Source organism: Tenacibaculum aiptasiae (assembly GCF_008806755.1).
Lineage (GTDB): Bacteria > Bacteroidota > Bacteroidia > Flavobacteriales > Flavobacteriaceae > Polaribacter > Polaribacter aiptasiae.
In genome coordinates, this window is record NZ_WAAU01000003.1 from 264,996 (window position 1) to 290,688 (window position 25,693).

Consider the following 25,693-nt stretch of genomic DNA (forward strand, 5'->3'; position numbering starts at 1 on the left):
AAATTCGACATTACAAATATATGATAGGTTTGAATTTGTAAAAAGGGGATTTATGTAATAAAAAATGTGGATTTCCGCAAAAATGTAAGTATTTGTATATGTGGTGTTTATTTGCAAAAAAAAACCTTCCAGACTTTGCCAGAAGGTTTAGTTTTTCCCCTTAAATATCGTTTTTCACTATGAGTTGAAATTCGATGTTACAAATGTATGATAGGTTAGAATTTATAAAAAGGGGATTTATGTAGTGTTTGGTGTGGATTTCCGCAATTGATAGATAAATAATGATATGAAGCTTAAAACGAACAAACCTTTCAGATTTATATCTGAAAGGTTTGTTCTATTTCTTTTTTCCTTTTTTCAGAATTTTCCCCAAGAGTAGTTTAATTCTGATACAAAGATATAGGTAGTCTCTTTAGTATAAAAATGGATAACCGCAGCAAAAAATGTGGATTTCCGCAAAATTAGTCTAATATGCCTAATTCTTTAGCTTTTAATACTAAATCAGTATTGTTATTTGCTTGTAAATCGGTACGAAGTTTCGCTAATTTACTTTCAATAGAACGTACTTTTATAGCTGAACCATCTCTCTTTTTTATCAATCCTTCTAAATTACCAATTTTTGCATGCTTAGGTAATTCTTTTAGGATTTGAATAGCAACTTCATCCATTTGAATTTCTATCAAAGCTCTTTTTAAAAGTTTTTGATGAATTTCGTGAGTATAATATATTTCACCTTTTAATATTTTTTTAATGGCAAAGGTTAATTCGTCTGTACTGCAATTTCCTTTTAAGATATAAGCAGATGGATTTAAATTATGTATTACATTAAATACACGATTTGTTTCTGAATGCCCAGTAATTACACCAATTTTAATATCAACCTTTTCTTGTTGAAGTGCTTTTATTAAAGACTCACCTCCATCAAGTGTATTATTCTCTTTTTGGTTATCAAAACTTAAATCGGTAAAAACAATATGAAAAGGATCTTTGTTAAGATTTGCTTTAATTTTAGAAAATGCTTCGTCACAAGAATTAGCTGTTTCTATTTCTAAATTGTCAATATCTCTTAAATAGGAGAGTATCCCTTCAATTATTAATTGATGGTCATCAACGAGGAGTATTTTTATTGGTTCAGGCATTTAAGGGTATTTGAATATTAGTTTTGGTACCGTTACCTATTTTACTACTAATGTTTAAAGTTCCATTTAAATCTTCAACACGTTCCTGAAGGTTACGTAAACCTATTCCTTTTTTACTGATTTTAGTATCAAATCCGATGCCATTATCAGTAATATTCAAAAGTACATAATTTTTCTGTATGGTAAGATCAATATTTATTTTACTTGCCTGAGCATATTTTTTACAATTTTGTATGCTTTCACGAATGCCTAAATAAAGTAATCTTTTTATAGGATTGTTTACTTCTTGCCATTCATATTCTTGTAATCCAGTAACTGATATTTTAAAATCCAATTCAAAATAATCGCTTACTAAATTAATTATTTGATCTTTAAAAGAAACTTCGTCAAAACTTACACTACTTAATTGATGTGATAAATTTCGAACATTTTCTTTTACATTATTTAGCTTTTTAGCTTCCGTTAATAAGTTAGATTTTTCTAGTTTTTGATGCAACATACGTAAATCACCAGCCACTTCATCGTGCAATGATTTCGCAATTTGTTGGCGCTCATTTTCTCTAGCTCTAGCAGCTTCTAGTTGTGCTTGGTATAAAAGTTTTCTTCTTCTATGTAAAAAGAAAGTAATACTTAAAATAAGTAATAATAAAATACTTGCAGCAGTTAACCATCCAATAGTTTCTTGTTGCTGGTGATAAGCTATTTGCGCTTGTTTTTTTTCGTTTTCAGTTTTTAAAACGGCATTTTCTTTTTCTTTTTTGCCAGTTTCATACCTAATTTTTGCAAATTGATTTTTAGATAATCGTTCTTTTTGAAACAAGCTGTCGTTAAGTGAAATGTATTCTTTTAAAAATTGTTTAGATTCTTCTCCATAGGTAAGTTCAGAAAGGTTTTCTAAAGCTTCTAACCAACGGTTGTTATTATGTGTTTGTTTAGCATACTTTAAAGCTTCATAGGCATGAAATTTAGCTTTAGTATTTTGTTTAATATCTTTGTAATAGTTAGAAATATTTATGTGTGTAGTACTAGCACCATTAATATTGTTTATGTTCTTTTTAATTTCTATAGCTTCCTCATATTGACTTAAAACATTAGCTTTCCTTTTTAGTTGGTAATTACTATATGCTAAATTTTCTAATAGCATAGAATATTGTTTAGGATATTTTTTTTTGATGTTATCAAAAGCTAATCCTTTTTTAAAATAAGAAGTAGCTTTTTTATGTAAATTTTGCTTTTGGTATAATAAACCAATATTGTTTATGATATATAAATATCCATGACTATTATTATTTGATTTATTATAAAATAAAGCTTTATTGTAATATCTTAAAGCTTCACCTTTCTGATTTAATTCAACTGTAATAAGACCTAAACCATTATAAACCCTTTCTAAATATTTATATGATTTTATGGGTTCTAAATATTTTAACGCTTCTATGAAGCTGATTTCTGCGCCTAAGTAATCTTTTACTTTTCTTTGTAAAAAAGCTATGCTAAGGAGGCGTCTCCCTACTTCTAGAGAATCCCCCGTTTTTTTAGAAATATTTTTTGATTGATGATAATAATAATAAGCACTGTCTTTTTTGTATTTTAACTCATAAAACATCGCTTTGTATTGATAGTATTTAGCTAAAAATGTAGAATCTGTACTTTCTTGGTGAAAGATTAGAAGTTTTTTGTAAGATTCTTTTAATGTGGTAGTATCATTATCAAAGTAAGCAGATAAACCAATATCTATAGTTTTTAGTTTATTGTTTTTAGGTAAAGAATCAGATTGTTGACCATAAGTGAGTTTTATAAGAAAAAGAGAAAATAAAAAAAATCTCATATTGAATCACTAATTTTTAAAGCAAATTAAAAACTCTTAATTGATTAGATAAAGAATTAAGAGTTTTTTTTATTAAAGGCTTATCCATTTCCTCCTTGGCCATCTCCATCTCCACCTCCAGTAGTGTCATCAGTACCGTTTCCTCCACCATTACCAGTAGCTACACCGCCTCCACGGTACATTTTCATTGCTGTTTTTTGAGCGTTTTTGTTTTCCATATTATAAGAGTGTTTAGATTACTAAGTTTGTTTGGGGGGATAATTAAGACCCTAAATTAAAAGGTTTCAAGGAGAATGCCAAGTAATTAAACTAGTTTTTATTTATTCTTTATTGAGATTGTTCTTGTTGTTGCCAGTATTTGTGAGACAAAAAGGTGTTTGTGTACTTAAAATTAAGAGATTGCTTTGATTTGCTAAACAATAATTAGCCCAGTGTTAAAAAATTCTAAAATAAAACATGAATTCATTTTTTTAGATGAAAGTAGGCTTATAAAGAGATTTTATTAAACAAATCCCAAAGCACAACTCCACAGCTTACAGAGATATTTAAAGAATGTTTGGTTCCTAATTGAGGTATTTCAATACAAGCGTCGGAAGCAGAAACTACCTCTTGTTGTACTCCTTTTACTTCATTTCCCATTACTATAGCATACTTCTGATTGGATTCAGGAGTAAATTCATTTAACATAGTGCTATTTTCGGCTTGTTCAATAGCCAAAACTTTTACCTTATCTTTTTTTAAGGATTCAACTAAATCAATAGTGTTTTCTACATATTCCCATGCAACAGATTCTGTAGCACCTAAAGCCGTTTTATGAATTTCTTTGTTAGGAGGTGTTGCAGTAATACCACACAAATAAATTTTTTCAATTAAAAAAGCATCCGATGTTCTAAAAACTGAACCAATATTATTTAAACTTCTAATGTTGTCTAACACAACAATAATCGGCGTTTTTTTGGTTTGTTTAAACTCATCAACTGAAATCCTACCTAACTCACTATTCTTTAGTTTTCTCATAAAAAATGTTAACTTTAAATTCGAATATTTATCTTCGCAAAACTAATTGAAAAAATCTAGAAACTTGGCAAAAACAAAGGCAAAAAAGGTAACTCCACTAATGCAACAGTATAACGGAATTAAAGCTAAATATCCGGACGCTATGCTACTTTTTAGAGTAGGTGATTTTTATGAAACCTTTGGTGAAGATGCCATAAAAGCTTCAGAAGTTTTAGGGATAATTTTAACCAAAAGAGGAGCAGGTAGTGAAAGTGAAACTGCTTTGGCTGGTTTTCCACATCATTCGTTAAATACTTATTTACCAAAGTTGGTTAAGTCAGGGTTGAGAGTTGCTATTTGCGATCAGTTAGAAGATCCTAAAATGACTAAGAAGATTGTGAAACGTGGTGTTACCGAATTGGTAACTCCAGGAGTGGCTTTAAACGATGAAGTACTACAATCGAAATCGAACAATTTTTTAGCAGCGGTACATTTTGGTAAAAAATTATTGGGAGTTTCTTTTTTAGATGTTTCTACTGGTGAGTTTTTAATAGCACAAGGAAACGAAGAATATGTAGATAAGCTTTTACAAAATTTCACACCAAGTGAGGTTTTAGTAGAGAAAAAACACAAACAACGTTTTTTAGAACTATTCACAAATCGTTTTCATACTTTTTATTTGGACGATTGGGTTTTTCAAAAAGAATATGGAAATGAATTGTTAAGTAATCATTTCAAGGTTAAAAACTTAAAAGGTTTTGGTGTTGATGAATTAGAACACGGGATTATAGCTGGAGGTGCTGCCATGTATTATTTGTCAGAAACCCAGCATAACAAAATAGAACACATACAATCAATTAGTAGAATTGCTGAAGATAACTATGTTTGGATGGACCGTTTTACGGTTAAAAACTTAGAATTGTATGGAGGTAATTCGGTAAACTCGGTTTCTTTATTAGATGTTATAGATAAAACTATTTCTCCTATGGGAGGAAGGCTGTTAAAGCGTTGGTTGGCCTTACCATTAAAAGATTTGGAGCAAATTCAGCAACGCCATGAAATGGTCAAGTTTTTAATTGATAATGACGATTTCTTTGAAACGGTTTCTTATCAGTTAAAACAGGTTTCAGATATTGAGCGATTGATATCAAAAGTAGCTACAGGTAAAGTATCGCCACGAGAGGTGATTTTATTAAAAAACTCGTTAAAAGCGATTTTACCTATAAAGGAAGCTGCTGAGAAAAGTAAAAATAAAACAGTTAAAGAATTAGGGAAACAATTACATGATTGTAAGCCTTTAATAGATAAAATTATCGAAACTGTTTTAGAAGAAGCTCCTGTAAATATTAATAAAGGAAATGCGATAGCAAGTGGTGTTTCTAGCGAATTAGATGAATTAAGAAATATATCTAATTCAGGAAAAGAATACTTAGATAATATGCTTGCTCGTGAAACTGAAAGAACAGGAATTACGAGTTTAAAAATAGCGTTTAATAATGTTTTCGGGTATTATATTGAAGTTCGAAATACACATAAAGATAAAGTTCCAGAAGAATGGATTCGTAAACAAACATTGGTAAATGCCGAACGTTATATTACGGAAGAACTGAAAGAATACGAAGCAAAAATATTAGGAGCAGAAGAAAAAATTCAACAAATAGAAGTTGAGATTTTTGCAAAACTTGTTCAGTATATTATCGATTTTGTACAACCTGTTCAACAGAATGCACAAAGCATAGCTAAAATAGATGTGTTATTATCATTTGCAACCTTGGCAATGGATAATAATTATGTGCGTCCTTTAATGGATAATACTACAGATCTTGAAATTAAAAATGGTCGCCATCCTGTAATAGAAAAACAATTGCCAATAGGTGAGGAATATATTGCTAATGATGTAGTTTTAAATTGTAATCAACAACAAATAATTATGATTACAGGACCAAATATGTCGGGTAAGTCGGCAATATTACGTCAAACAGCATTAATTGTTTTATTAGCTCAAATGGGGAGTTATATTCCAGCTCAAAATGCCCGTATAGGTATTGTAGATAAAATATTTACAAGAGTAGGAGCGAGTGATAATATTTCTATGGGAGAATCAACTTTTATGGTTGAAATGAATGAAACGGCTTCTATTTTGAATAATATTTCAGAACGTAGTTTGGTTTTATTAGACGAAATTGGTCGTGGAACTTCTACTTATGATGGTATTTCAATAGCTTGGGCTATAGCTGAATATTTGCATGAACATCCAGCAAAAGGAAAAACTTTATTTGCTACACATTATCATGAGTTAAATGAAATGACTACAACTTTTGAGCGTATTAAAAACTTCAACGTCTCTGTAAAAGAGTTAGATAATAGTATAATTTTCTTACGTAAACTTGTTGCTGGAGGGAGTAATCATAGTTTTGGTATTCATGTAGCAAAATTAGCAGGAATGCCAAATATGGTAATTCACAGAGCGCAAAAAATATTAAAGCAATTAGAAGAAAACCATTCACATAAAGAGGTAAAAGAAACCTTGAAAGAAACACAGCATGAAGAAATGCAAATGAGCTTTTTTCAATTAGATGACCCTTTATTAGAAGATATTAGAGAAGAGATTTTAGCAACCAATATTGATACACTTACGCCTATTGAAGCCTTAATGAAGTTAAATGAAATTAAGAGAATGTTGGTTAAAAAGTAAATAAAAAAGGAAGCGATTAAGCTTCCTTTTTATCAATAAAAAAACTTTTTTAAATTATAATTTACCTCTTAAAACAAGTACAGGAACATTACAATGAAATTCTTTTTTTAGAATTGTATTACTTTCCCAAAGTTTTTGAAAGAAACCTCTATTTCTTCTAAAAACACATAGTAAATCTGGGTTATGTGATTGGAAATGCTCTAAAACTCCTTGGAAAGTAGTTGCGTTTTCAGTAATAGTTAGTTCTGATTTTATAGCTTCTAATCCTGAATCTAATTTCAAATCATTATCAGTATAAGATGGAGTTTTTACTAATAATAAGTTAGATGTTGCTGAGAAAGCTGTTAACACTTTTTGTAAAGGAGTTAAAACACCTTCTTTATTTATAATCCCCGATTTAAATGCTGTTAATACCTTTTTTATAGGAGAAAAAGCATAGTTTTCAGGAACAATTAACATAGGAATATCAGTTTGTTTTAAAACACTTCCCGACGTATTTCCTAAAAACACCTCTTCTTTAATAGAGTTGCTTTTAGGTCCCATAATTATTAAATCGATATTTAATTCTCTGTTTATAGAAGTAATACTTTCCAAAACATTTCCTTTAGCAGTAATCATTTTGATATCTACATTCTTTCTATCAACAGAATTAATCATAGTTCGTAAATACAAATTGGTTTCTCTTTGCATAGTATCATCCGCATTTACAAAAGCACCTGCTTTTGACAATATCTTATAAGCACGCATTACCAAAACTTTTGCATTCATAGCTTCAGCAAAATTTATTGCATATTGTAATGTGTTTATTGAATTGTCTGAAGAACCAATAGGAACTAATATATGTTTCATAAAAATCTTTTTTTAAATAATTATCGTGTTTTTTGATACACAGGGGTGCAAAGATAATTAATATTTAAAACTCTTAATTTTAGGTGTTTTGTTTCTTAATATAACAGAATAGCCGTTTTTTTGTGGTGAATATTAGAATATGAATCACGATATAAGTTTTAAAAGGATTAACCAATTAGCAATACCAGCTTTAATTGCTGGAGTTGCAGAGCCTTTATTATCTACTACCGATTTAGCTATTGTAGGAAATATAAAATATAATGCCACTGAAAGTATTGCAGCAATTGGTATTGTAGGTGCTTTTTTATCAATGTTAATTTGGGTGTTTGGACAAACCCGCAGTGGAATATCTTCTATAATTTCACAATATGTTGGAGCTAATAAATTAAATGAAGTAAAAGATTTACCAGCTCAAGCAATAGTTTTAGTAATTACTACCAGTTTAATTATTTTGGGTGTAAGCTATCCTTTTGCAAAAGAAATATTTGAATTTTACAATGCCACTGGAACCATTTTAGAATATTCTATAGAGTACTATAAAATCCGAGTTTTTGGTTTTCCGTTTACGCTTTATGTAATTGCTGTTTTTGGAACATTTAGAGGATTGCAAAATACCTATTACCCAATGCTTATTGCTATTATAGGAACGGTGGCTAATATTATTTTAGATATTGTATTGGTTTATGGTATTGAAGGATATTTACCAGCAATGAATATTCAAGGAGCAGCCTATGCTAGTGTTTTTGCGCAAATTATTATGGCAATAATAGCAACATATTTATTGCTTACAAAAACAGAAATTTCACTACAGTTTAAATTTCCTTTTAATAAAGAAATCCCTCGTTTTGTAGTAATGATTTTAAACTTGTTTGTTAGAACTATTGCTTTAAACGTGGCTTTGTATTTCGCCACATCTTACGCAGCTTCTTATGGAAAGGAATATATTGCTGCATATACAATAGGGTTGAACTTATGGTTAATGGGAGCTTTTATGATTGATGGATATTCATCTGCAGGAAACATTTTGTCAGGTAAATTATTAGGAGCAAAAGCTTATAAAACGTTGGTTAAGCTGGGTAAGAATTTAATTGTTTACGGATTTGTGTTTGGTGGTTTTTTAGCGTTAGTAGGATTTGTATTTTACAATTTCATCGGAAGAATCTTTACTCAAGAAAAAGAGGTTTTAGAGCAGTTTTATAATACTTTTTGGATTATTCTACTAATGCAGCCGGTTTGTTCTATTGCTTTTATTTACGATGGAATGTTTAAAGGAATGGGAGAAATGAAATACCTACGAAATGTATTATTGTTGTCAACAGCTTTTGTTTTTATTCCAGTACTGTTGTTTTTTGATTCTATGGATTATAAGTTATATGCAATTTGGACAGCTTTTTACGCATGGATAATAGCAAGAGGAATTCCGTTGATTGTAAAGTTTAGGAATAAATTTTCTTCTCTAGTTGAAGAGGTCTAAATAGATTTTTCAAAAACAATTTTGGTTTGCCCTTTTTCATTGGTGTAAACTTGAATAATATCAAATCCGTTTTTTAAATTAAGAATCAACATTGGTTTAAATTTATTCATTGATTTTGTTCTTAACTTTTTAAAACCGTTTTGTAAAGCCCAATTTTCCTGTAGTTTAGCCAATTGACTAGCAATTCCTTTTTTTCTGTATTGAGGCAATACTCCGCCAACCCAACTATAAAAAGTATTTGAATTGTATTGATATCCAATTTTAAAACCAACAGGATTGTTATTATAATAAGCTATTATCGAAAACACCTTTTCTTTAGTTTGAATTCTTTCTAGAAAAAATTCAGTAATAGCATCATTAAAAACAGAAGTATATAAAGTTAATAGTTCTTCTAAACCCTTTTTATCTGGAATACCATCTATTTGTTTAAAAAATAGGTTTTGATCTTTCATAATTTTTTAAAAACTAAAATTAAGATTATTTTTGAACAAAGAACAAAAATGACGACAACAAGAGAAAACGGAAGTTTATATACACATATAGAAAATAAGATAGCTACTATTGAATTTGGTCATCCAGCGAGTAACTCATTTCCAAGTGAATTATTAGAAAGATTAGCTAAAGAACTTGATAAAGTTTCAGAAAATGATGAGGTAGCAATTGTTATATTAAAATCTGAAGGAGAGCGTGCTTTTTGTGCAGGAGCTTCTTTTGATGAATTAGTTGCTATTGATAATTTAGATGATGGGAAAAAATTCTTTTCTGGATTTGCAAATGTGATTAATGCAATGCGTCGTTGCTCTAAATTAATTGTAGGTCGTGTACAAGGAAAAACTGTTGGTGGGGGAGTTGGATTAGCAGCTGCTTGCGATTATGTATTTGCTACAGAACATGCCTCTATTAAACTTTCTGAGTTTACAATAGGTATTGGTCCATTTGTTATAGCGCCTGCTGTAGAACGTAAAATAAGCGTTAGTGGATTAGCTGAATTAACTTTAGATGCTACTAATTGGAAAAATGCTTATTGGGCAAAAGAGAAGGGTTTATATGCTCGTGTTTTTGAATCTATTTCTGATTTAGATAAAGAGCTTGAGATTTTTTCTGAAAAGTTAGCATCTTATAATCCTGAAGCTTTAAAAGAAATGAAAAAAGCTTTGTGGAAAGGTACAGAACACTGGGAAGATTTACTGATAGAAAGAGCAGTTACTTCAGGAAAATTGGTGTTATCTGATTTTACTAAAAAAGCATTAGCTAAGTTTAAAAAGTAAATTATGTTTTTATTTCAAGAGGTAAAAGAAAGTAAAAGTTATCAATTTGGATATGAAGTAGGTAAATGGGTATATCATAATCCAATGCTTGCTATTCTATTAGGAATTGTTATTTCTTTAGGTTTCGTATGGTTATTAACTAAAGTTGTCAAACAAATTCGTACATTCGGCGAATAAAAAATTTAGAATTATGGGTGGAGATTATTTATTTGCCATTTTAGCAGCTGGAGTAGCAGTAGTATACTTTTATAACAAGTACAGAAGTAATAAAAAATTTAAAAGATAGTGAGCAACATTAGAATAACAAAGCAGTTTACTTTTGAAACAGGGCATGCTTTATACGGTTATGATGGAAAGTGTAAAAATGTTCACGGACATAGTTATAAACTTTCAGTAACTGTTTTAGGGCAACCAATTACCGACACGTCTAATGTAAAGTACGGAATGGTAATTGACTTTGGAGATCTGAAAAAGATTGTTAAAGAAGAAATTGTTGATGTTTTTGATCATGCAACAGTATTTAATAAAAATACACCACATGTTGAATTAGCTAAAGAGTTAAAAGATAGAGGACATCATGTTATTTTAGTTGATTATCAACCTACAAGTGAAATGATGGTAATTGATTTTGCTGAAAAAATTAAGAAACGTTTACCAGAAGGTCTTCAGTTACATGCTATAAAATTACAAGAAACAGAAACTAGTTTTGCTGAGTGGTTTGCTTCAGATAATTAATTAGAATGTAACATTTGTTCATATTTAATTACTAATTAGTATAAATAGAACAATATGAAAGAATTATTAAAAAAATGGAATGATTTTTATAAATGTGAAATAAGAACATTTAATAAATTACTAGGAATTAAATAAAAAAAGCCAAGGTTTTTCCTTGGCTTTTTTATTTATTTTTAATTACACTGTTTGTTAAGCTTTTTAAAATCTTTCTTTTTAAAATACGAATAACTTGTGATACCAGAATGAGGAACAAAACCTACAATTTCTTTTGTTTTAGCATTCATAATCATTTTGTGGCTAACAGGTATTACAGCTATTGCTCCGAAACCTTTTTGTTTTACGAATTTTTTAGTCACAGGAAAGCCAATTAGAACATTTTCTTTGTTCTCTATTGCTTTAGCTATTCTATTAGCAGAAACCAATGTTATTTTAGCTTTTGGAAGCAAGCTAGTTAAATCTTTTTTTATTTTTCCATGTACAATTGCTTCTTGAAATAAAATAGTACTTCCTTCAAGAGATTTGCAGTTGTTTTTCATTTCTTCTTCAGCAAAATCTTCAAAAGATATTCTTTTACCTAATTCTAATACCTTTTTTAAATATTTTTGAGATAAAGAAAGTGATGTAATCATATTTTCTTTTGACAAATACAAAGGTCCATTTTCTCTTTCTGTTTTTAAACTCTCAATAGATTTTTTTAAGGCTTTATCAGCATGATTAGGTATATTGTAGTTAATATTAGTTAAATGGTTTTTATAGATAGCTTTATTCCTGTTTTTTTCAGAGCCACCATATGTAATAACATAAATATTTAAGGTAAATAAGGAATTAAAATCGGCCATTACTACGTCCATAGTTAGGTCCAATACAGCATAAGAGTTAGATTTTTCTTTAGTTAAATTTTCAAGTTGAGATTTTGTAAAATATTGAATATTTTCAGTAGAGTTTAGTTTCCAGTAATCTGTAACCACTTGTTTAACAGTTTTATTAAAATAAGTGATATGATTTCTATATGCTTTTAACTCTTTTTCATATTTAGCTTTCTTTTTATTGTTTTTAGCTATCTTTTTTTGAAGTTTTTTAATATAGCCTTCGTTTTCTTTGTAAACAACAACAGCTAAAGGTCTTTTAGTCAATTGTTTTAAATCTTCTATTTTTCCTTTCTTTATACAGTTTTGACTGTAGGTAAATAAATAAAATAGAGTAAAGATTAGCGTAAGTAGGTTTTTTTTCATTTTCATTTTCATTTGAATTAAAATTGCTTGCAAAAAAATGTTATTTATTTTTTTAAAACAAGTTTTTAATATGGTTATGCAGTTTTTTACTTTCCGTTAAATTCATTCATGGTATTGGCTAATCCTGCAGTAATAAAAGAAGTAACTGCTTTTACCGAAGTGGGAATACGTTCAATCATTTCGCTCTCTTCTTCATCTGACCATTCACCTAATACAAAATCAACTTGTCGTCCTCTACCATAATTAGCTCCTACACCAAAACGAAAACGTGGATAAGCACCTGTATTAAATTTATCTTGGATATCTTTTAATCCATTATGTCCACCTGAACTACCTTTTCCTTTAATACGAATTTTACCAAAATCGATATTTAAGTCATCAGTTATTACCAATAGATTTTCTACTTTAATGTTTTCTTGTTTCATCCAATACTGAATTGCTTTACCACTTAAGTTCATATAAGTGCTAGGTTTTAATACAATTACAGTTTTTCCTTTGATTCTTAGTTTGGCAATATCTCCAAGCTTTTCAGTTTCAAAACTACCTTCGTGTTCTTTAACAAAAGCATCTACGATTTTAAAACCTATATTATGACGTGTATTGTGGTATTTCTCACCAATATTACCCAATCCTACCACTAAAAATTTCTTCATTGTATTCTTTTCTGTATTTGTTGATTGTGTTCTAAAAAAGCGCTTTAATTTAGAAAAACAAGAATTTAAAAACATGTGTCAAAAATAAAAAAAAGCGTTACACAAGGGTAACGCTTTTATATTATAGTGTAAAAACTGATTATGATTCAGCTTCTGCAGCAGCTTTAGCAGCATTACGAGACATACGTACTTGAGCTACTACTGTGTTATCTGGGTGTAGTATTTCAAATTTGTCGCTCTTTAATTCAGTAACGTATAATTTGTTACCGATTTCTAATTCAGTAATATCAGCTTCGATAAAATCAGGTAAGTTAGCTGGTAAAGCTTTTACTTTTAATTTACGTAAGTTGTGACGTAAAGCACCCCCTACCATAACACCTTTAGAACTACCTACTAAACGTACAGGAATTTCCATAGTTACAGCTTTATCTTCAAATAACTGGTAGAAATCTACGTGTAAGATATTATCAGTTACTGGGTGAAACTGAATGTCTTGTAATACAGCGCTGTATTTTGTTCCATCTAATTCAATCGCAGCAGTAAATACATCTGGAGTATATACTAATGGCGTGAACATTTTTGCATCAGCTGAAAAGTGCACAGGCTTATCTCCTCCGTATAATACGCAAGGAACCTTTCCAGCATTACGTAAGGCTTTTGTTGCTTTTTTACCTACGCTTTCTCTTTGAGATCCGTTGATTGTAATTGATTTCATTACTTCTATTTATTATATTTATTTACATTAAGAATTGATCGCTAATAGATGTATTGTCTTGAACTTTATGCATCACATCAGCAAACAAAGCGGCGCAAGTTACAACTTTTATTTTAGATACACGCTTTTTTAAAGGAATTGTATCTGAAACAATTAACTCGGTTAGCTGTGAATTTTGAATTTTTTCGTAAGCATTACCAGAAAGTATTGGGTGTGTACAAATAGCACGAACACTTTTTGCCCCTCTTTCCATCATTAAATCTGCTGCTTTTGTAAGTGTTCCTCCCGTATCAATCATATCATCAACAAGAATAACATTCTTGCCTTCTACGTTACCAATTAATTCCATATGAGAAATTACGTTGGCTTTTTGACGTTGTTTATAACAAATTACTACATCACTTTCTAAATATTTAGAATAAGCATAGGCTCTTTTTGACCCTCCCATGTCTGGTGAAGCTACTGTAAGATTGTCTAATTGTAAGCTTTTGATGTATGGAAGAAAAATAGTAGAAGCAAATAAGTGATCTACTGGTTTTTCGAAGAAACCTTGGATTTGATCAGCATGTAAATCCATTGTCATAATACGAGTAGCACCGGCAGCTTCTAATAATTTAGCAGCTAATTTTGCTCCAATGGCTACACGTGGTTTGTCTTTTCTGTCTTGACGAGCCCAACCAAAATAAGGCATAACAGCTGTAATGTGTCTTGCAGAAGCACGTTTAGCAGCATCGCACATTAGTAACATTTCCATTAAATTGTCTGCATTTGGAAAAGTTGAACCAATAAGAAAAACTCTACGTCCTCTTACAGATTCTTCAAAAGCAGGTTGAAATTCACCGTCACTAAAATGAGTTGTTTTTACATTTCCTAATTCTGCTCCGTATTCTTTAGCAATTTCTTCTGCCAATTCCATACTTTGAGAGCATGCGAAAATCTTCGGGCTTAATTGATTTATAGCCATTTATAAAAGTATATTTATAGTTAATGTTGTTGTTAGGGCAAAAGTAAAACTATTTTGAGAGTTTAAAAGTTATTTTTAAACGAATTAATTAAAATATTTTTTAGATTTGCAGCGCACGATAGCGCTCGAGTGGCGGAATTGGTAGACGCGCTGGATTCAAAATCCAGTTCTTTCGGGAGTGTGGGTTCGATTCCCACCTCGAGTACAAAAGCCTCAACGTTTTAAGTTGAGGCTTTTTTGATTTGCATTAATATGCACAAGGGGAGACTTAATTTTTTACCGAATGTCGAATGTATTTTTCAACAACGACCGCAGTAATAATCACTATATAAAATTGACCCATTAAGCCTGTTAAGATTGATGCTTTTTGAGCAATAGGTGTTAATGGAATAATTTCTCCATATCCTATTGTTAAGAGGGTTATGTATGCGTAGTATAATAGCGAATCTATTTTTTCATCTATAGAAACTACCTCTAACAAAATTCCTCCAAACGATCCTGGATTGCTAATTTCTACTGAAAGAAACATAAGAAAGGCTATTAATCCCAGAGAAATATAACCGCTCATTAAACCTATAATTACGTTTTTGTTTACATTTTTCGAATTCCAAACTTGTTTTATAATAGCTATGGTTACTGTTGTATAAAACAAAAAGTAGAAACCTAAACGAACGTACATATAAGAATCTGTTGTTGTATTCTGAATCATGCTTAATCCTAAAACGAATAGAAGCAGAGTAAAAAGGGAAACAAAAAACCAAAAAAGCTTTTTCTTTTTAGAGATTAATATAATACCAGCCGCAATATTTATAAGAAAAAGAATAGGCATTAGTTTTTCTTGAAAAAATTGAACAGGAAACAATAATGAACCAAATAATATAGCAAGCAGACTAAAAAAGAAAGTCTCAAAGCGATGTTCGTATAATGTTTTATATAAATCTTTCATATTATTCTTAGTCTTCTAATAAAGCTTCGTTAAACTCGTAGTTTTTGTAATTTACTTTGAATAATGCACTATATAACGATGGAATAAATAATAAGGTAATAACGGTTCCGAATAATAATCCAATCATGATACTTACAGCCATACCTTCCCACATTTCTCCTCCTGAAAGGTATAATGGGATTAAACCTAGTACAGTGGTAAATGTAGCTAATAAAATTGGTCTAAATCGTTGTAAGCAGGCTGCAATTACGGCATCTTGATTGCTTTTACCTAAGCTTTGTTCTACTTCCATTCTGTCTATGAGTACAATAGCATTGTTGATTACTATTCCCGCTAAAGATATTACTCCTAAGAAAGGCATAAAACCAAATGGTTCTTGGAAGGTTAATAATCCAACAACAACTCCAATTACTCCTAAAGGAATGGTTAAAACAACCATTGTCATTTTTCTAAAAGAATTGAACTGAATAATTAATAAAAGAACAATGATAAATCCTGAAAGTGGTAAGTATGAAATAACTGAACCCATACTTTCTGCCGATTGCTTTGCATCTCCACCTAATTCGTAAGTATATCCTTGAGGCCAATTTTTAACTTGCTCATCTAACCATGGGGTTACTTCTGCCATTACAGTAGTAGCGTTACCATCAGCTCTAAGTTTAGAAGAAATATTAATAGTTTTTCTTAAGTCTAAACGTTTTACTTTTGAATATTGCCATTGCGGAATAATGTTAGCCACCTGTAACAATGGTACAGTTTTTCCAGAATTTTGAGCAAAAATATTTAAAGTTTCTAAAGAAGCTAATGTTTGTTGCTGGCTATCTCCACTTCGCATTAAAATAGGAATCGACTTATTATCTTCTCTATATTCACCAGTATTAAATCCGTCTAAAACTGTTTGTAAAGAAGTAGCAATATCCTGACTTGAAACTCCAGCTGTTTGCGCTCTATTTTGATCTATTTTTATTAAGAACTTTTTACTTTTTGGACCCCAATCATCTTTTACATTTTTTGTTCCTGATGTATTAGATAATTTTGTTTTAATAGTTTCTGAAATTTTAGCTAGCTCATCAGGATTAGGTCCAGATACTTTAATTTCAATTGGAGTTCCTCCTCCACCAGCACCTAAAGCACCTACTTTGATATCAGCATTTGGAAAGTTTTCAAACGTATAACGATCTAATTTTTTGATCATTAGTTTGTTTTCGTTGAAGGAACTTGTATTTACTAAGATATGAGCATAACTTGAATTTGCTTCGTCTTGTGAATACCCTAAATCATACGACTCTGGCCCTTGTCCAATATATGACGACCAATCAGTAATTCCTAAAGTTCTATCTTTTGAAGTTTTTAAAGAATCGAGCATATACTGTTCAATTTTCTCTACTACTTCTTTTGTGCGCTCTATTTTAGTTCCTAAAGGTAGATTTACATCAACAGTAATCATATTACGATCACTATCTGGGAAGAAAACAAAATCTACTTTAGTAAAACCATAAAGAGAGATAAAAAAGGCAACAAATATTCCAATGATTACTTTCCATTTGTTACTTAAAGCGATTAAAATTAAATCTTTATAATAGAATTTTAGTTTGTTTATAATTCGATCTATAAAACTAGGTTTTTTCTCTCCTTTTGGTTCAACCTTTAAGAAAAGGAAGCAAAACATAGTTATAACGGTTAAAGCAATAATCCATGATGACATTAATGCTATAGTAATTACCACAAATATTGGCCCTACGATATCTCCCATGGTTGTTGGAGACATATAGAAGGCTAAAAAGGCTGCTGAAGTTGTTAATGTTGAAATTAATAAAGGCATCCATAATTCAGAAAAGGCATCTACAGCGGCTTTCTTTTTATCAACCCCTTGTTCCATTTTTACCATGATGGTTTCGGCAACCACAATAGCGTTATCAACCAGCATTCCCAATGCCATGATTAGTGCGGCTAATGTAACTTGGTTAAGTCCCATTCCCATAACTCCCATTATCATAAGTGTCATTATGGTTACGATAGGAATTAAACTTGCAATTACAAATCCTGTTCTTATTCCAAGAAATACAAGCATTACTACTAATACAATTCCTATTGATTGTAATAAGTTTGAAATAAAATTGTTGATTTTATCATCAATATAATTATCCAAAGAGGATACTCGAGTTAATTCTAATCCAACTGGTAGTTTAGCTTTCCATTGTGCTACAATAGTATTTACGGCATTACCTAATTTTATAACATTTGCTCCTTTTTTAAGGTTTACATGAAGAGAAACGGCACTTTTTCCGTCTACTTTTACAATTTGTGTTGGTGGATCAATGTAATCTTTCTTTATGGTCGTAATATCACCTAATTTTACTAACTGCGATCCGCTAGTTCCAACAGGAATTAACATTTCTCTAATGTCTTCAACAGAGTTAAAGTTTCCTGTAGGTTCTAAAATGATACGTTCATCACCTACATTTATTTGTCCACCAGAACTTAAGATATTTGTTGAAGAAATTATCTGCTGTAATTTTGATGATGATAAGCCGTAGCTTTTTAATCGAGTATTATCAAATTCGATAAAAACACGTTCTTCTTGTATACCTCCTAAAGTTACTTTTGCTGCATCTGGCAATTTTATTAAATCGTCTTTAATATCATCAGCGTAGTCTTTCATTTCAGCATAACTATATCCATCTGAAGTTAAACCAACAACAATACCATATACATCACCAATACCATCGTCGTTTAAATTTGGAGTTACCCCTTGAGGAAGTCCTTGCATAGCTGTTAGTTTTCTTCGTAAACGATCCCAAACTGCTTGCATTTTTGTTTTACTAACTTCATCTTTTAAGGTTACTGAGACTACCGATAATCCTGTTCTAGAAGTACTAGTAACTTCTTTAAGTTCTGGTAACTCTTGCGCGATTTTTTCAATTTTATCACTTACCAATTGCTCAACACGCTCTGGACTTGCTCCTGGAAATACAGATACCACTGTAGCTACTCTTACAGTATATGGTGGCATACTATCTCGTGATAACCCAGAATACATTACCAATCCCATTAAAATTATGGTAGCTAATACCATAAAAGTAATTCGGTTTTTATCTATAGAAAATTGTGCTAAATTCATTGTCTAATTAGTTTTTCTTTTCCCTGTAATGGAAGGTTAATTTTATATGAATTTTCTTATTGAAGCTTTACTTCTTGTCCGTTAAGTAAGGTTTGTAAACCAGCAGTAGCTATTTTTTGACCTTCCGATAATCCAGACTTGATAATAAAACCATCAGGAGTTAAATCGCCTATAGTAACCAATTGTTTATTTACTTTAACGTTTTTACCGTCCTCAGTAATCAAGAACACGAATTTTCCATTACTATCTTCTCCTACTGCATTTGCAGGAACTACTAATTCTTTAGCTGTGGTTTTTTTAGCACTTTCAAAATGAAAAATAACATTAGCAGCCATACCGCTTTTTACTTCTTCTGAAGGATTAATTAAGGCCACACGGATTGGATAGGTAGCGGTATTAGAATCTAAAGCGGGTGATATTTCTGTTACTTTTCCTTTGAAAACTTTTCCTTGTAAAGAAGAAAATGAAACATCTACAAGCATATTTTGAGTAACATCATTAATAACACTTTCAGGTAAACCTAGAAAGATTTCCATATCGGTACCAGCATTTAATGTAGCAATTGTTTGTCCAGGGTTTACATTTTCATCAATTTCAGCTTCTACTGAAGAAATAATTCCGTTTTCAGGAACCACTAAATATCCAAAACGGATTTGCTCTTGTTGTAATGCTACACTTTGTTTTGCCGAATTGTATGAGTTTTTAGCTGAGTTATATGAGTTTTTAGCTGATTCATAATTGCTCAATGCTGTAGAACCTTTTTCGAAAAGTTTGCGCGTTCTTTCTAAGCTTAATTTTGCAGTATTCATTGCAGACTCAGCACTATTTAATGATGATAAGGCACTTTGGTAGTTTAAACGAGCTTGTACATTGTCTAAAGTAGCTAATTGTTGTCCTTTACGTACTTTTTGCCCTATTTTAATATTAAATTTTGTTATGATTCCTGAGCTTCTGAAGCTTAACTTTATAATTTTATCAGTTCGCGAAGTTCCACTAAATGAACGAACTTTATCGCCTCCAAAAAAACCAACAGTTTGATATTTTACAGGGCGTAATAATTTTACAGTTTCCTTTTTTTCTTCACCACAAGATATAAACAGTACAACTGAAAAGATGAACGTTAAAAATTTGATATTATATTTCATTTTGATGATGTTTTTATGGTTGAGTTGTTATTGTTTGTTTAATAAGTAATTTTGAAAACGTTGTGTAAAATCTTCGTTTTCGGCTTTAGTGTGTAATAAGAAATAGTAACCAATATTACGCTCTAACTGTACTGCATTAATTAAGAAATTATATACAGCATTTGCTTTTGCTAATTGAGCGTTTAAATAATTGTTTTGCGCATCTATTAGTTGTACAAATGTTACCGCTCCTTCTTGATATGATGATTGTATTAACTCTAAAGACTCTTTTGCAGTTTCTTCTGATACTTTAGATAATTCAATATTCGAAATTTGATTCACTAAATTCAACACCCCATTTCTTACATTGGCAGCAATATTTAATTCACTATTTTGACGATTGACCTCTATTTGATCTTTTTGAATTATTGCTGTTTGTTTGTTAATGTTATTTTGGTTTTGATTAAAAATAGGAATGGTTAAATTAATTCCTGCATTATAATTTCCATTAATAAATGAAGCACCACCAGGAAGTGTACTTCCTACACCGCTTCTGTTAAATGTACGATTGTATTGCCCTTGCAAAGCTACAGTTGGTAAAAATCGATTACTTCCGCTTAATTTGATGTTGCGTTCTGTTGCTTTTAAGTTGTAGTCTAACGATTTTAACTCTGGAGCATTTTTCTTAGCTTCTTCTACTAAAAATGCAATAAACGGTTCACGAGTTGTTGAGTTATCTAACAATTCTGTAAGTTGTGTGTATTTATAATCTTTGTATAATCCTTTATCTAATTCAGCGTCATCTATTTCAATTCGCATTTCTAATGGATTATTTAATAACTGATTTAAACCTATAAATCCTTGCTCCAATTGATTTATAGCTTGTATCATCGCTTGTGTGTTTTGTGCTAACTCACTACGGAAACGCAATACATCTGATTTATCTGACTGACCAGCCTCAAAGTTTTCTTTAGCTATTTGTAAGTTTTTCTTTGTTAAATCCAAATTACGCATTCTTATTTGCACATTTGTTTTTAGTATCAAAGCATTAAAATATGCATTCGAAGCATTGAAAATTGTATTTAACTGTTCGGCATTATAATTTTCTTCTTCTGCTTTTTTAAGGTTCTTTTGTATAGTGATGTTTGCACTTGCAGCTGGAGAAAAAATAGTTTGTTGTAATGTAACATTTCCCCCAGTTGAAAACTCAGGGTTTCCGTTTGAAGCGATTTTAGGGTCAATATAAGTTCCAGTTGCTGTAGCCGTTAGATTTGGTAAATAATTGCTTTTAGCGGTTTTTACTTTTTGTTCGCTTAAATCAATATTCTTTTTAGTTGCTTGTAAAGTTAAGTTGTCTCCTAAAACTTGTTTCATTACAGAAAGTAAGTTGTAGTTTCTTTCAGCATTAATGTCGTTAAACTCTCCAACAAAATCAGTATCGTTTAATAAACTGTATTTTATAGGAATACCAATAGCGCTTACAGTATTAAAATTAATCGTTAACCTTGGGCTAAACTCTATATAAACAGGCATATCGGCTAAAGGTGTACCATTTATATAACTTTCTATTGTTAATGATACACGTCGTAAAAATTGATCAGAATTATCTTCTGATTGATTTGTTGCCATAATACCGTTTTCAACATCGTTTATGCTATTTATAGTAAATGATGGTAGTTTTTTATCGATTAATGCATTTGCTATTTGTTTTGTTTCGTTTTCAGTTAAGAAAAATCCACCAGCAATATATACTGCATCTATATCATCAAGGTTAGTAGTGATATCATTTACCGTTTTAAAAGGAATTAGTTTGTAGGTAGCTCCAACTTCTTTTAGTTCTCTATCAAAAGTTTCTTTTAGAGGAAGAAGATTAGCAAAAGGAGCTTCTACAACAATACCTACCTTTTTAAAATCAGTAAGTTGTTTTAACTTTTTTAAATCGTCTAAATAGGATTGCGAGTTTATTAAATAGGTAAAATTCTTAACTCCAGAAGTAACCTTTGTAACATCTATTGAATTAAAATCTTTATTAATAGCACCAAATAAAATAGTTGGTTTTTTGTATGCAGTTTGTGCTTCAATTATTTTACTATTTACAACACCAAAAGCTAAAATAATATCGGTAGTATTGTTTAGTAACGTATTGTAGTTTTGTTTAGCTTTTTCTAAATTGTAATCGTTAACTAGTAAGCTATTTGTTGGGAATGCAATTGTAGCATCTTCTCCTACTACTGTTTTAATTTGGGTTTTTAGTTTTTGTAACAGAGGCTCTAATTCGGTGGTTGCATTATCCAATAAGATACCAATGTTGTAGTTTTTCTTTTTTTGAGCGTAGGAAAGAGTTACACTTAAAAATAATAGAAAAAGAAAAAAATTTCTCATTTTTTAGTTGTTTTTAATTTGATTTTTAATTCAACAGGGAGATAAAAGGGGAGAAATATTGTAAGTGTTCAATTATAAATATAATAATAAAAAACTTAGGGGCAAAACTAGCGCTTTGTAACGAGTTTGAAGTTTAACTTTATAATATTAGATAAAATCAGGCTGTATGTAAATTATTGATAATCAATAGTTAATGTATTTGTAGTGTGTAATTTTATAATAATAGATAAAATTATATTTAGAAATGTATTTTTGTAAATGAATTTAACGAGTCTATGAGTATAATAAAAGCCTTTCCCATTATAAGTGCCCTTTTAGGGTGTTTTTTAACTTTCTTTATAGTGCAAACTAAAAATAGTTTTGGGAAAAATAATGTAGCAAAATATAGTTTAGCCTTAGTTGTATTTCTTTATACTATGATTTCTATTGGAAACTATATTGATACAAATCATTATGAGGCTCCATTGTATGTAAGTTTTATTTCTTTCATCTCTTTTACTTTTGTTGGAATCTCATTTTATTATTTCTGTGCGTCGGTTATTGATAGAAAAATAAGATTTAAGCCTATTGTGTTATTAGTACTTGTTTATGGTATTTTTAAAACTTGGTTTTTTCTTTATATAGTAAAAGTAGTTGGTAATCGTGAAGCGATGGATTTGTTATTAAAGAAGCCTTATACACCTATTATAATCTATGCTATTTATGATTATATAGCTTCTTGTTTATTAAACATATTTTTTATTTACCGAGCATTTGTTTTGTTTAAAACAACTCCACTTATTGTATCATTAAATACCAAACGAGAGGTTTATTTTAAATGGATTAATCTGTTGTTTTTTATCAACTTTGCGGTAATCTTGTTTTTAATGATTCAAGCTATATTAGTATTATTTGATATAGGTAGCTTGGATATTATTTTTATGATAGAGCCTATTGTTTATACTGTCTATTTCTTTGTGTTTGTGTATTCTCTGATGTATTTTCCAGTATTTGCTTTTACAGGTGATTACAATGATTTACCTACAAATGTGAAGGAGAAGTATAAGAATTCTTCATTAATCAATTCAGAAGAATTGTTTAAAAAGGTTGATATGCTAGTTACTGAGGAAAAAATGTTTTTGTCTTCTGAATTAAAGATAAATACACTATCAGAAAGATTAGAAACTTCCGTACCACATATTTCTCAAGCAATTAATGAGAATAAAAATATTAGCTTCTCTGATTATATCAACGGTTTCCGAATTGATGAGGCAAAAAAGAGATTACTAGTTAAAAAACCAGACACCATTTTTGCTATTGCAATTGATGTTGGTTTTAATAGTAAAGCTACTTTTTATCATGCATTTAAAAAGTTAACGAATACAACACCTACAGAGTTTAGAAAGCATCATGTAAAAGATATGGTAGCGTAATTTTTTAATTGGTTAAAGCGTCTTTTAAGTATCTGAATTTGTTAGTAAACTCATCATATTTAAAGAGGCTGTTTTTTGTAGCATAAGCTTCCCAGCATTTTTGTAAGTATTCTAAGTTTGGTAAAGTAATTTTTACTTTATAATTGTATAGAATAGGAAACTCTGATGAGGTGTAATTAGTTAGCTTTTGAAGGGCTGATTTTCCTTTGTGTTTTCCTGAGCAAACTAAAAAATATTGCGTGTTTTTTGAAAAATTTTGAGCTAAGAAGCTTCCCAAAGCTATTAAGTTAATTTGTGAAACTTTAGTATAATCTAACCATAATACAACTTCTGAGTATTCGCTTACATCTTCTAATTGTAATATGGGTTTTATGGTAGCATCAAAATATGCTATTCTTGGAGTTTCATACGTGTTTTCAAAAAATGAATAACGTTCAGACCAGAATTCGTCTGAAAAAACATCTTTTGTAAGAGGGCCTTCAGTAAGTTTTTCATTAAAAAATAAGGTACCCCCATCAATAGATGATTCTTTAAAAATGGTTAAGGCTTCTTCAGAACTAAATACATGTAATTCTTTATCCATTAATCTCTTTTTTAGCAAGTTCAAATTCTTCTGGAGTATTAATATTTCTAATTAGATTGTCATCTACTTCAATAATTTCTACTTCAGAATTGATCAACATTTTACGAGGACATGAATAACCTTGAGCTAAATATTGTAGTAATTTATTATAGGCTTTTGGCTCATATATGGTAATTAAAGGCTCAGGAAATTCCTTATCCTTTCCTTTTATAGCTGTTGCTAATTTGCTTGGGTTTCTTTTTTCTAATAATAACTGAATTAATGCGTTATTTACAAAAGGAAGATCGGTAGCTAAAACTAACCAAGCCGAATTTGGATCTTTTTGAAATGCTGAACAAATACCACCAAAAGGCCCTAAATTTAAAAAGGTATCATGGATTTCATCAGTGTGTTCAGAATTTGTTCTAACGGAGAAATAGGTTTCTAAACGATTAGATTCTAATAATTCTTTAGCAAACTGTTTTTGAGGTTTGCCATAATAATTTAACTCAGATTTATCTGTACCCATACGAGTACTTTTACCACCCGTTAATACCAATCCTTTAACAGGAGCAATATTCTCTTTAATTAAATTATGAATGTGTTTTGTAATATTATCTACTTCATCAATTGAATAACTTGTGATGTTTTCAATATGAGGAAACTTTTCTTTTAGACAATCGAAATAAGGAGTGTCTGGATTCAATTTTATAACAAACTGAATGTTTGTTATTTGATCCATTCGCTTTTTTATAGAGGCCTCTTTTTCGCTATCTAAAATTAATATTTGTTTTGATCCTTGATAGTGATTACCATTTATGAAAACAAAGTCGTGATTTATAAACTGTAATCGTTGTTCAAATTTATTAATGCTAGATACAGTATTCAACTGTAAATTTCCCTCATGATGAAAAGTATATTCTGATAATGTATTTAATGCTACATCTTTAGCGTGTGAAGCATCAAAATAGGCTAAGTTATAAGTAGCTAAATTTTCAGAAACTTTATATACTAAATCGGCAATTATACCACATTTAGCTCCTAAAATTGCAACTTCATTGGTAGCAAAAGTATCATTATACTTTTTGGTAATATTTGCGTGTTTTTGATGTTTTTTATCCATTTTTAATATCAGATTTACCCCCAGTTTTTTCTAATAGTTTCACTTCTTTGATCACCATTTTTTGATTAATGGCTTTACACATATCGTAAATTGTTAAACAAGTTGCAGAAGCTCCAGTTAAAGCTTCCATTTCTACACCTGTTTTTCCTTCAATAGTAACTTTACAAAGCACTTCAATATGTTCTGTATCGGTTATATTAATATTAATATCAACTCCATTGATTAATAATGGATGACACATGGGAATGATATCTGATGTTTTTTTTACCGCTTGTATACCAGCAATAATAGCTGTTTGAAAAACTGGGCCTTTTTTAGTAATTAATTCTTCATTGTTAAAATGAGAAATTATTTCGGTGCCTAAATACATAGTTGCTTTTGCAATAGCAGTTCGTTTCGTGATTTTTTTATCAGAAACGTTGACCATTTTAGGCTGATTTTGTTCGTTTATATGGGTAAAGTTGTTCACTTTGTA

General features: G+C 30.1%; 23 protein-coding genes and 1 tRNA gene. 7 read left to right on the plus strand and 17 right to left on the minus strand.

What is annotated here, in order from left to right:
• Positions 1-461: 461 nt before the first annotated feature.
• The 4 genes from F7018_RS01280 to F7018_RS01290 form a co-directional block, all read right to left on the minus strand.
• A complete protein-coding gene (locus tag F7018_RS01280; RefSeq protein WP_150898166.1) occupies positions 462-1,139 on the minus strand; it encodes a response regulator in 678 nt (225 codons plus the stop codon).
• Complete coding sequence (locus F7018_RS01285) at positions 1,132-2,967, minus strand: tetratricopeptide repeat-containing sensor histidine kinase (RefSeq protein ID WP_150898167.1); 1,836 nt, start codon at positions 2,965-2,967, stop codon at positions 1,132-1,134. The genes F7018_RS01280 and F7018_RS01285 overlap by 8 nt, the downstream gene beginning before the upstream one ends.
• Positions 2,968-3,047: 80 nt before the next feature.
• Complete coding sequence (locus F7018_RS18240; protein WP_175578603.1) at positions 3,048-3,185, minus strand: hypothetical protein; 138 nt, start codon at positions 3,183-3,185, stop codon at positions 3,048-3,050.
• A gap of 268 nt (positions 3,186-3,453) precedes the next feature.
• Entirely contained in the window at positions 3,454-3,984 is a 531-nt protein-coding gene (locus F7018_RS01290; protein ID WP_150898168.1) for an RNA methyltransferase, read from the minus strand.
• A 64-nt stretch (positions 3,985-4,048) separates the two neighbouring features.
• Between F7018_RS01290 and mutS the strand changes: the two genes are divergently transcribed.
• Positions 4,049-6,658: a DNA mismatch repair protein MutS gene (mutS, locus tag F7018_RS01295; protein WP_150898169.1), complete on the plus strand. Its 2,610-nt coding sequence runs from the start codon at positions 4,049-4,051 to the stop codon at positions 6,656-6,658.
• A gap of 54 nt (positions 6,659-6,712) precedes the next feature.
• Here mutS and F7018_RS01300 read toward each other — a convergent pair whose 3' ends face one another.
• The gene (locus F7018_RS01300) at positions 6,713-7,507 is read right to left on the minus strand and encodes a universal stress protein (RefSeq protein WP_150898170.1); all 795 of its coding nucleotides are present in this window, start codon (positions 7,505-7,507) and stop codon (positions 6,713-6,715) included.
• A gap of 139 nt (positions 7,508-7,646) precedes the next feature.
• Here F7018_RS01300 and F7018_RS01305 point away from each other — a divergent pair, with 139 nt between their 5' ends.
• Positions 7,647-8,981, plus strand: coding sequence for an MATE family efflux transporter (locus tag F7018_RS01305; protein WP_150898171.1), 1,335 nt, complete (start codon positions 7,647-7,649; stop codon positions 8,979-8,981).
• On the opposite strand, the gene F7018_RS01310 is transcribed toward F7018_RS01305, so the two are convergent.
• Positions 8,978-9,433, minus strand: coding sequence for a GNAT family N-acetyltransferase (locus F7018_RS01310; RefSeq protein WP_150898172.1), 456 nt, complete (start codon positions 9,431-9,433; stop codon positions 8,978-8,980). The genes F7018_RS01305 and F7018_RS01310 overlap by 4 nt on opposite strands.
• Positions 9,434-9,481: 48 nt before the next feature.
• Between F7018_RS01310 and F7018_RS01315 the strand changes: the two genes are divergently transcribed.
• From F7018_RS01315 to F7018_RS01320, 3 genes are all read left to right on the plus strand, one after another.
• Entirely contained in the window at positions 9,482-10,249 is a 768-nt protein-coding gene (locus tag F7018_RS01315; RefSeq protein ID WP_150898173.1) for an enoyl-CoA hydratase/isomerase family protein, read from the plus strand.
• 3 nt (positions 10,250-10,252) lie between these two features.
• The gene (locus F7018_RS18245) at positions 10,253-10,426 is read left to right on the plus strand and encodes a hypothetical protein (RefSeq protein ID WP_175578604.1); all 174 of its coding nucleotides are present in this window, start codon (positions 10,253-10,255) and stop codon (positions 10,424-10,426) included.
• Positions 10,427-10,534: 108 nt separating this feature from the next.
• Positions 10,535-10,984 carry a 6-pyruvoyl trahydropterin synthase family protein gene (locus F7018_RS01320; protein ID WP_150898174.1) on the plus strand — a complete coding sequence of 150 codons (450 nt, stop codon included), beginning with the start codon at positions 10,535-10,537 and terminating at the stop codon, positions 10,982-10,984.
• A 173-nt stretch (positions 10,985-11,157) separates the two neighbouring features.
• Here the strand turns inward: F7018_RS01320 and F7018_RS01325 are convergent, their stop codons facing one another.
• The 4 genes from F7018_RS01325 to F7018_RS01340 form a co-directional block, all read right to left on the minus strand.
• Positions 11,158-12,216: a hypothetical protein gene (locus F7018_RS01325; RefSeq protein WP_150898175.1), complete on the minus strand. Its 1,059-nt coding sequence runs from the start codon at positions 12,214-12,216 to the stop codon at positions 11,158-11,160.
• An 86-nt stretch (positions 12,217-12,302) separates the two neighbouring features.
• Positions 12,303-12,869 (minus strand): aminoacyl-tRNA hydrolase, encoded by a 567-nt coding sequence (gene pth, locus F7018_RS01330; RefSeq protein ID WP_150898176.1) that lies wholly within the window; start codon positions 12,867-12,869, stop codon positions 12,303-12,305.
• A gap of 139 nt (positions 12,870-13,008) precedes the next feature.
• Positions 13,009-13,584: a 50S ribosomal protein L25/general stress protein Ctc gene (locus F7018_RS01335; RefSeq protein WP_150898177.1), complete on the minus strand. Its 576-nt coding sequence runs from the start codon at positions 13,582-13,584 to the stop codon at positions 13,009-13,011.
• Between the two features lie 22 nt (positions 13,585-13,606).
• Entirely contained in the window at positions 13,607-14,548 is a 942-nt protein-coding gene (locus tag F7018_RS01340) for a ribose-phosphate pyrophosphokinase (RefSeq protein WP_150898178.1), read from the minus strand.
• Between the two features lie 123 nt (positions 14,549-14,671).
• Here F7018_RS01340 and F7018_RS01345 point away from each other — a divergent pair.
• Positions 14,672-14,753: transfer RNA gene (locus F7018_RS01345), tRNA-Leu, on the plus strand.
• A 63-nt stretch (positions 14,754-14,816) separates the two neighbouring features.
• Here the strand turns inward: F7018_RS01345 and F7018_RS01350 are convergent.
• The 4 genes from F7018_RS01350 to F7018_RS01365 are packed head-to-tail and all read right to left on the minus strand — an operon-like array spanning position 14,817 to position 22,121.
• Positions 14,817-15,494 carry an ion channel gene (locus F7018_RS01350; RefSeq protein WP_150898179.1) on the minus strand — a complete coding sequence of 226 codons (678 nt, stop codon included), beginning with the start codon at positions 15,492-15,494 and terminating at the stop codon, positions 14,817-14,819.
• 7 nt (positions 15,495-15,501) lie between these two features.
• Positions 15,502-18,615: an efflux RND transporter permease subunit gene (locus tag F7018_RS01355; RefSeq protein WP_150898180.1), complete on the minus strand. Its 3,114-nt coding sequence runs from the start codon at positions 18,613-18,615 to the stop codon at positions 15,502-15,504.
• A 56-nt stretch (positions 18,616-18,671) separates the two neighbouring features.
• On the minus strand, positions 18,672-19,760 hold the full coding sequence (locus F7018_RS01360; RefSeq protein ID WP_150898181.1) for an efflux RND transporter periplasmic adaptor subunit: 1,089 nt from the start codon (positions 19,758-19,760) through the stop codon (positions 18,672-18,674).
• A 27-nt stretch (positions 19,761-19,787) separates the two neighbouring features.
• A complete protein-coding gene (locus F7018_RS01365; protein WP_150898182.1) occupies positions 19,788-22,121 on the minus strand; it encodes a TolC family protein in 2,334 nt (777 codons plus the stop codon).
• A gap of 341 nt (positions 22,122-22,462) precedes the next feature.
• Between F7018_RS01365 and F7018_RS01370 the strand changes: the two genes are divergently transcribed.
• Positions 22,463-23,533 carry a helix-turn-helix domain-containing protein gene (locus F7018_RS01370; RefSeq protein WP_175578606.1) on the plus strand — a complete coding sequence of 357 codons (1,071 nt, stop codon included), beginning with the start codon at positions 22,463-22,465 and terminating at the stop codon, positions 23,531-23,533.
• Positions 23,534-23,537: 4 nt separating this feature from the next.
• On the opposite strand, the gene F7018_RS01375 is transcribed toward F7018_RS01370, so the two are convergent.
• Genes F7018_RS01375 through moaC form a run of 3 tightly spaced genes read right to left on the minus strand, consistent with a single transcriptional unit; the run spans position 23,538 to position 25,687 of the window.
• The gene (locus F7018_RS01375; RefSeq protein WP_150898184.1) at positions 23,538-24,116 is read right to left on the minus strand and encodes a DUF1835 domain-containing protein; all 579 of its coding nucleotides are present in this window, start codon (positions 24,114-24,116) and stop codon (positions 23,538-23,540) included.
• Entirely contained in the window at positions 24,109-25,218 is a 1,110-nt protein-coding gene (locus F7018_RS01380) for an NTP transferase domain-containing protein (protein ID WP_150898185.1), read from the minus strand. Before F7018_RS01380 ends, F7018_RS01375 begins: the two co-directional genes overlap by 8 nt.
• Complete coding sequence (moaC, locus tag F7018_RS01385; protein WP_150898186.1) at positions 25,211-25,687, minus strand: cyclic pyranopterin monophosphate synthase MoaC; 477 nt, start codon at positions 25,685-25,687, stop codon at positions 25,211-25,213. Before moaC ends, F7018_RS01380 begins: the two co-directional genes overlap by 8 nt.
• Between the last annotated feature and the right edge of the window lie 6 nt (positions 25,688-25,693).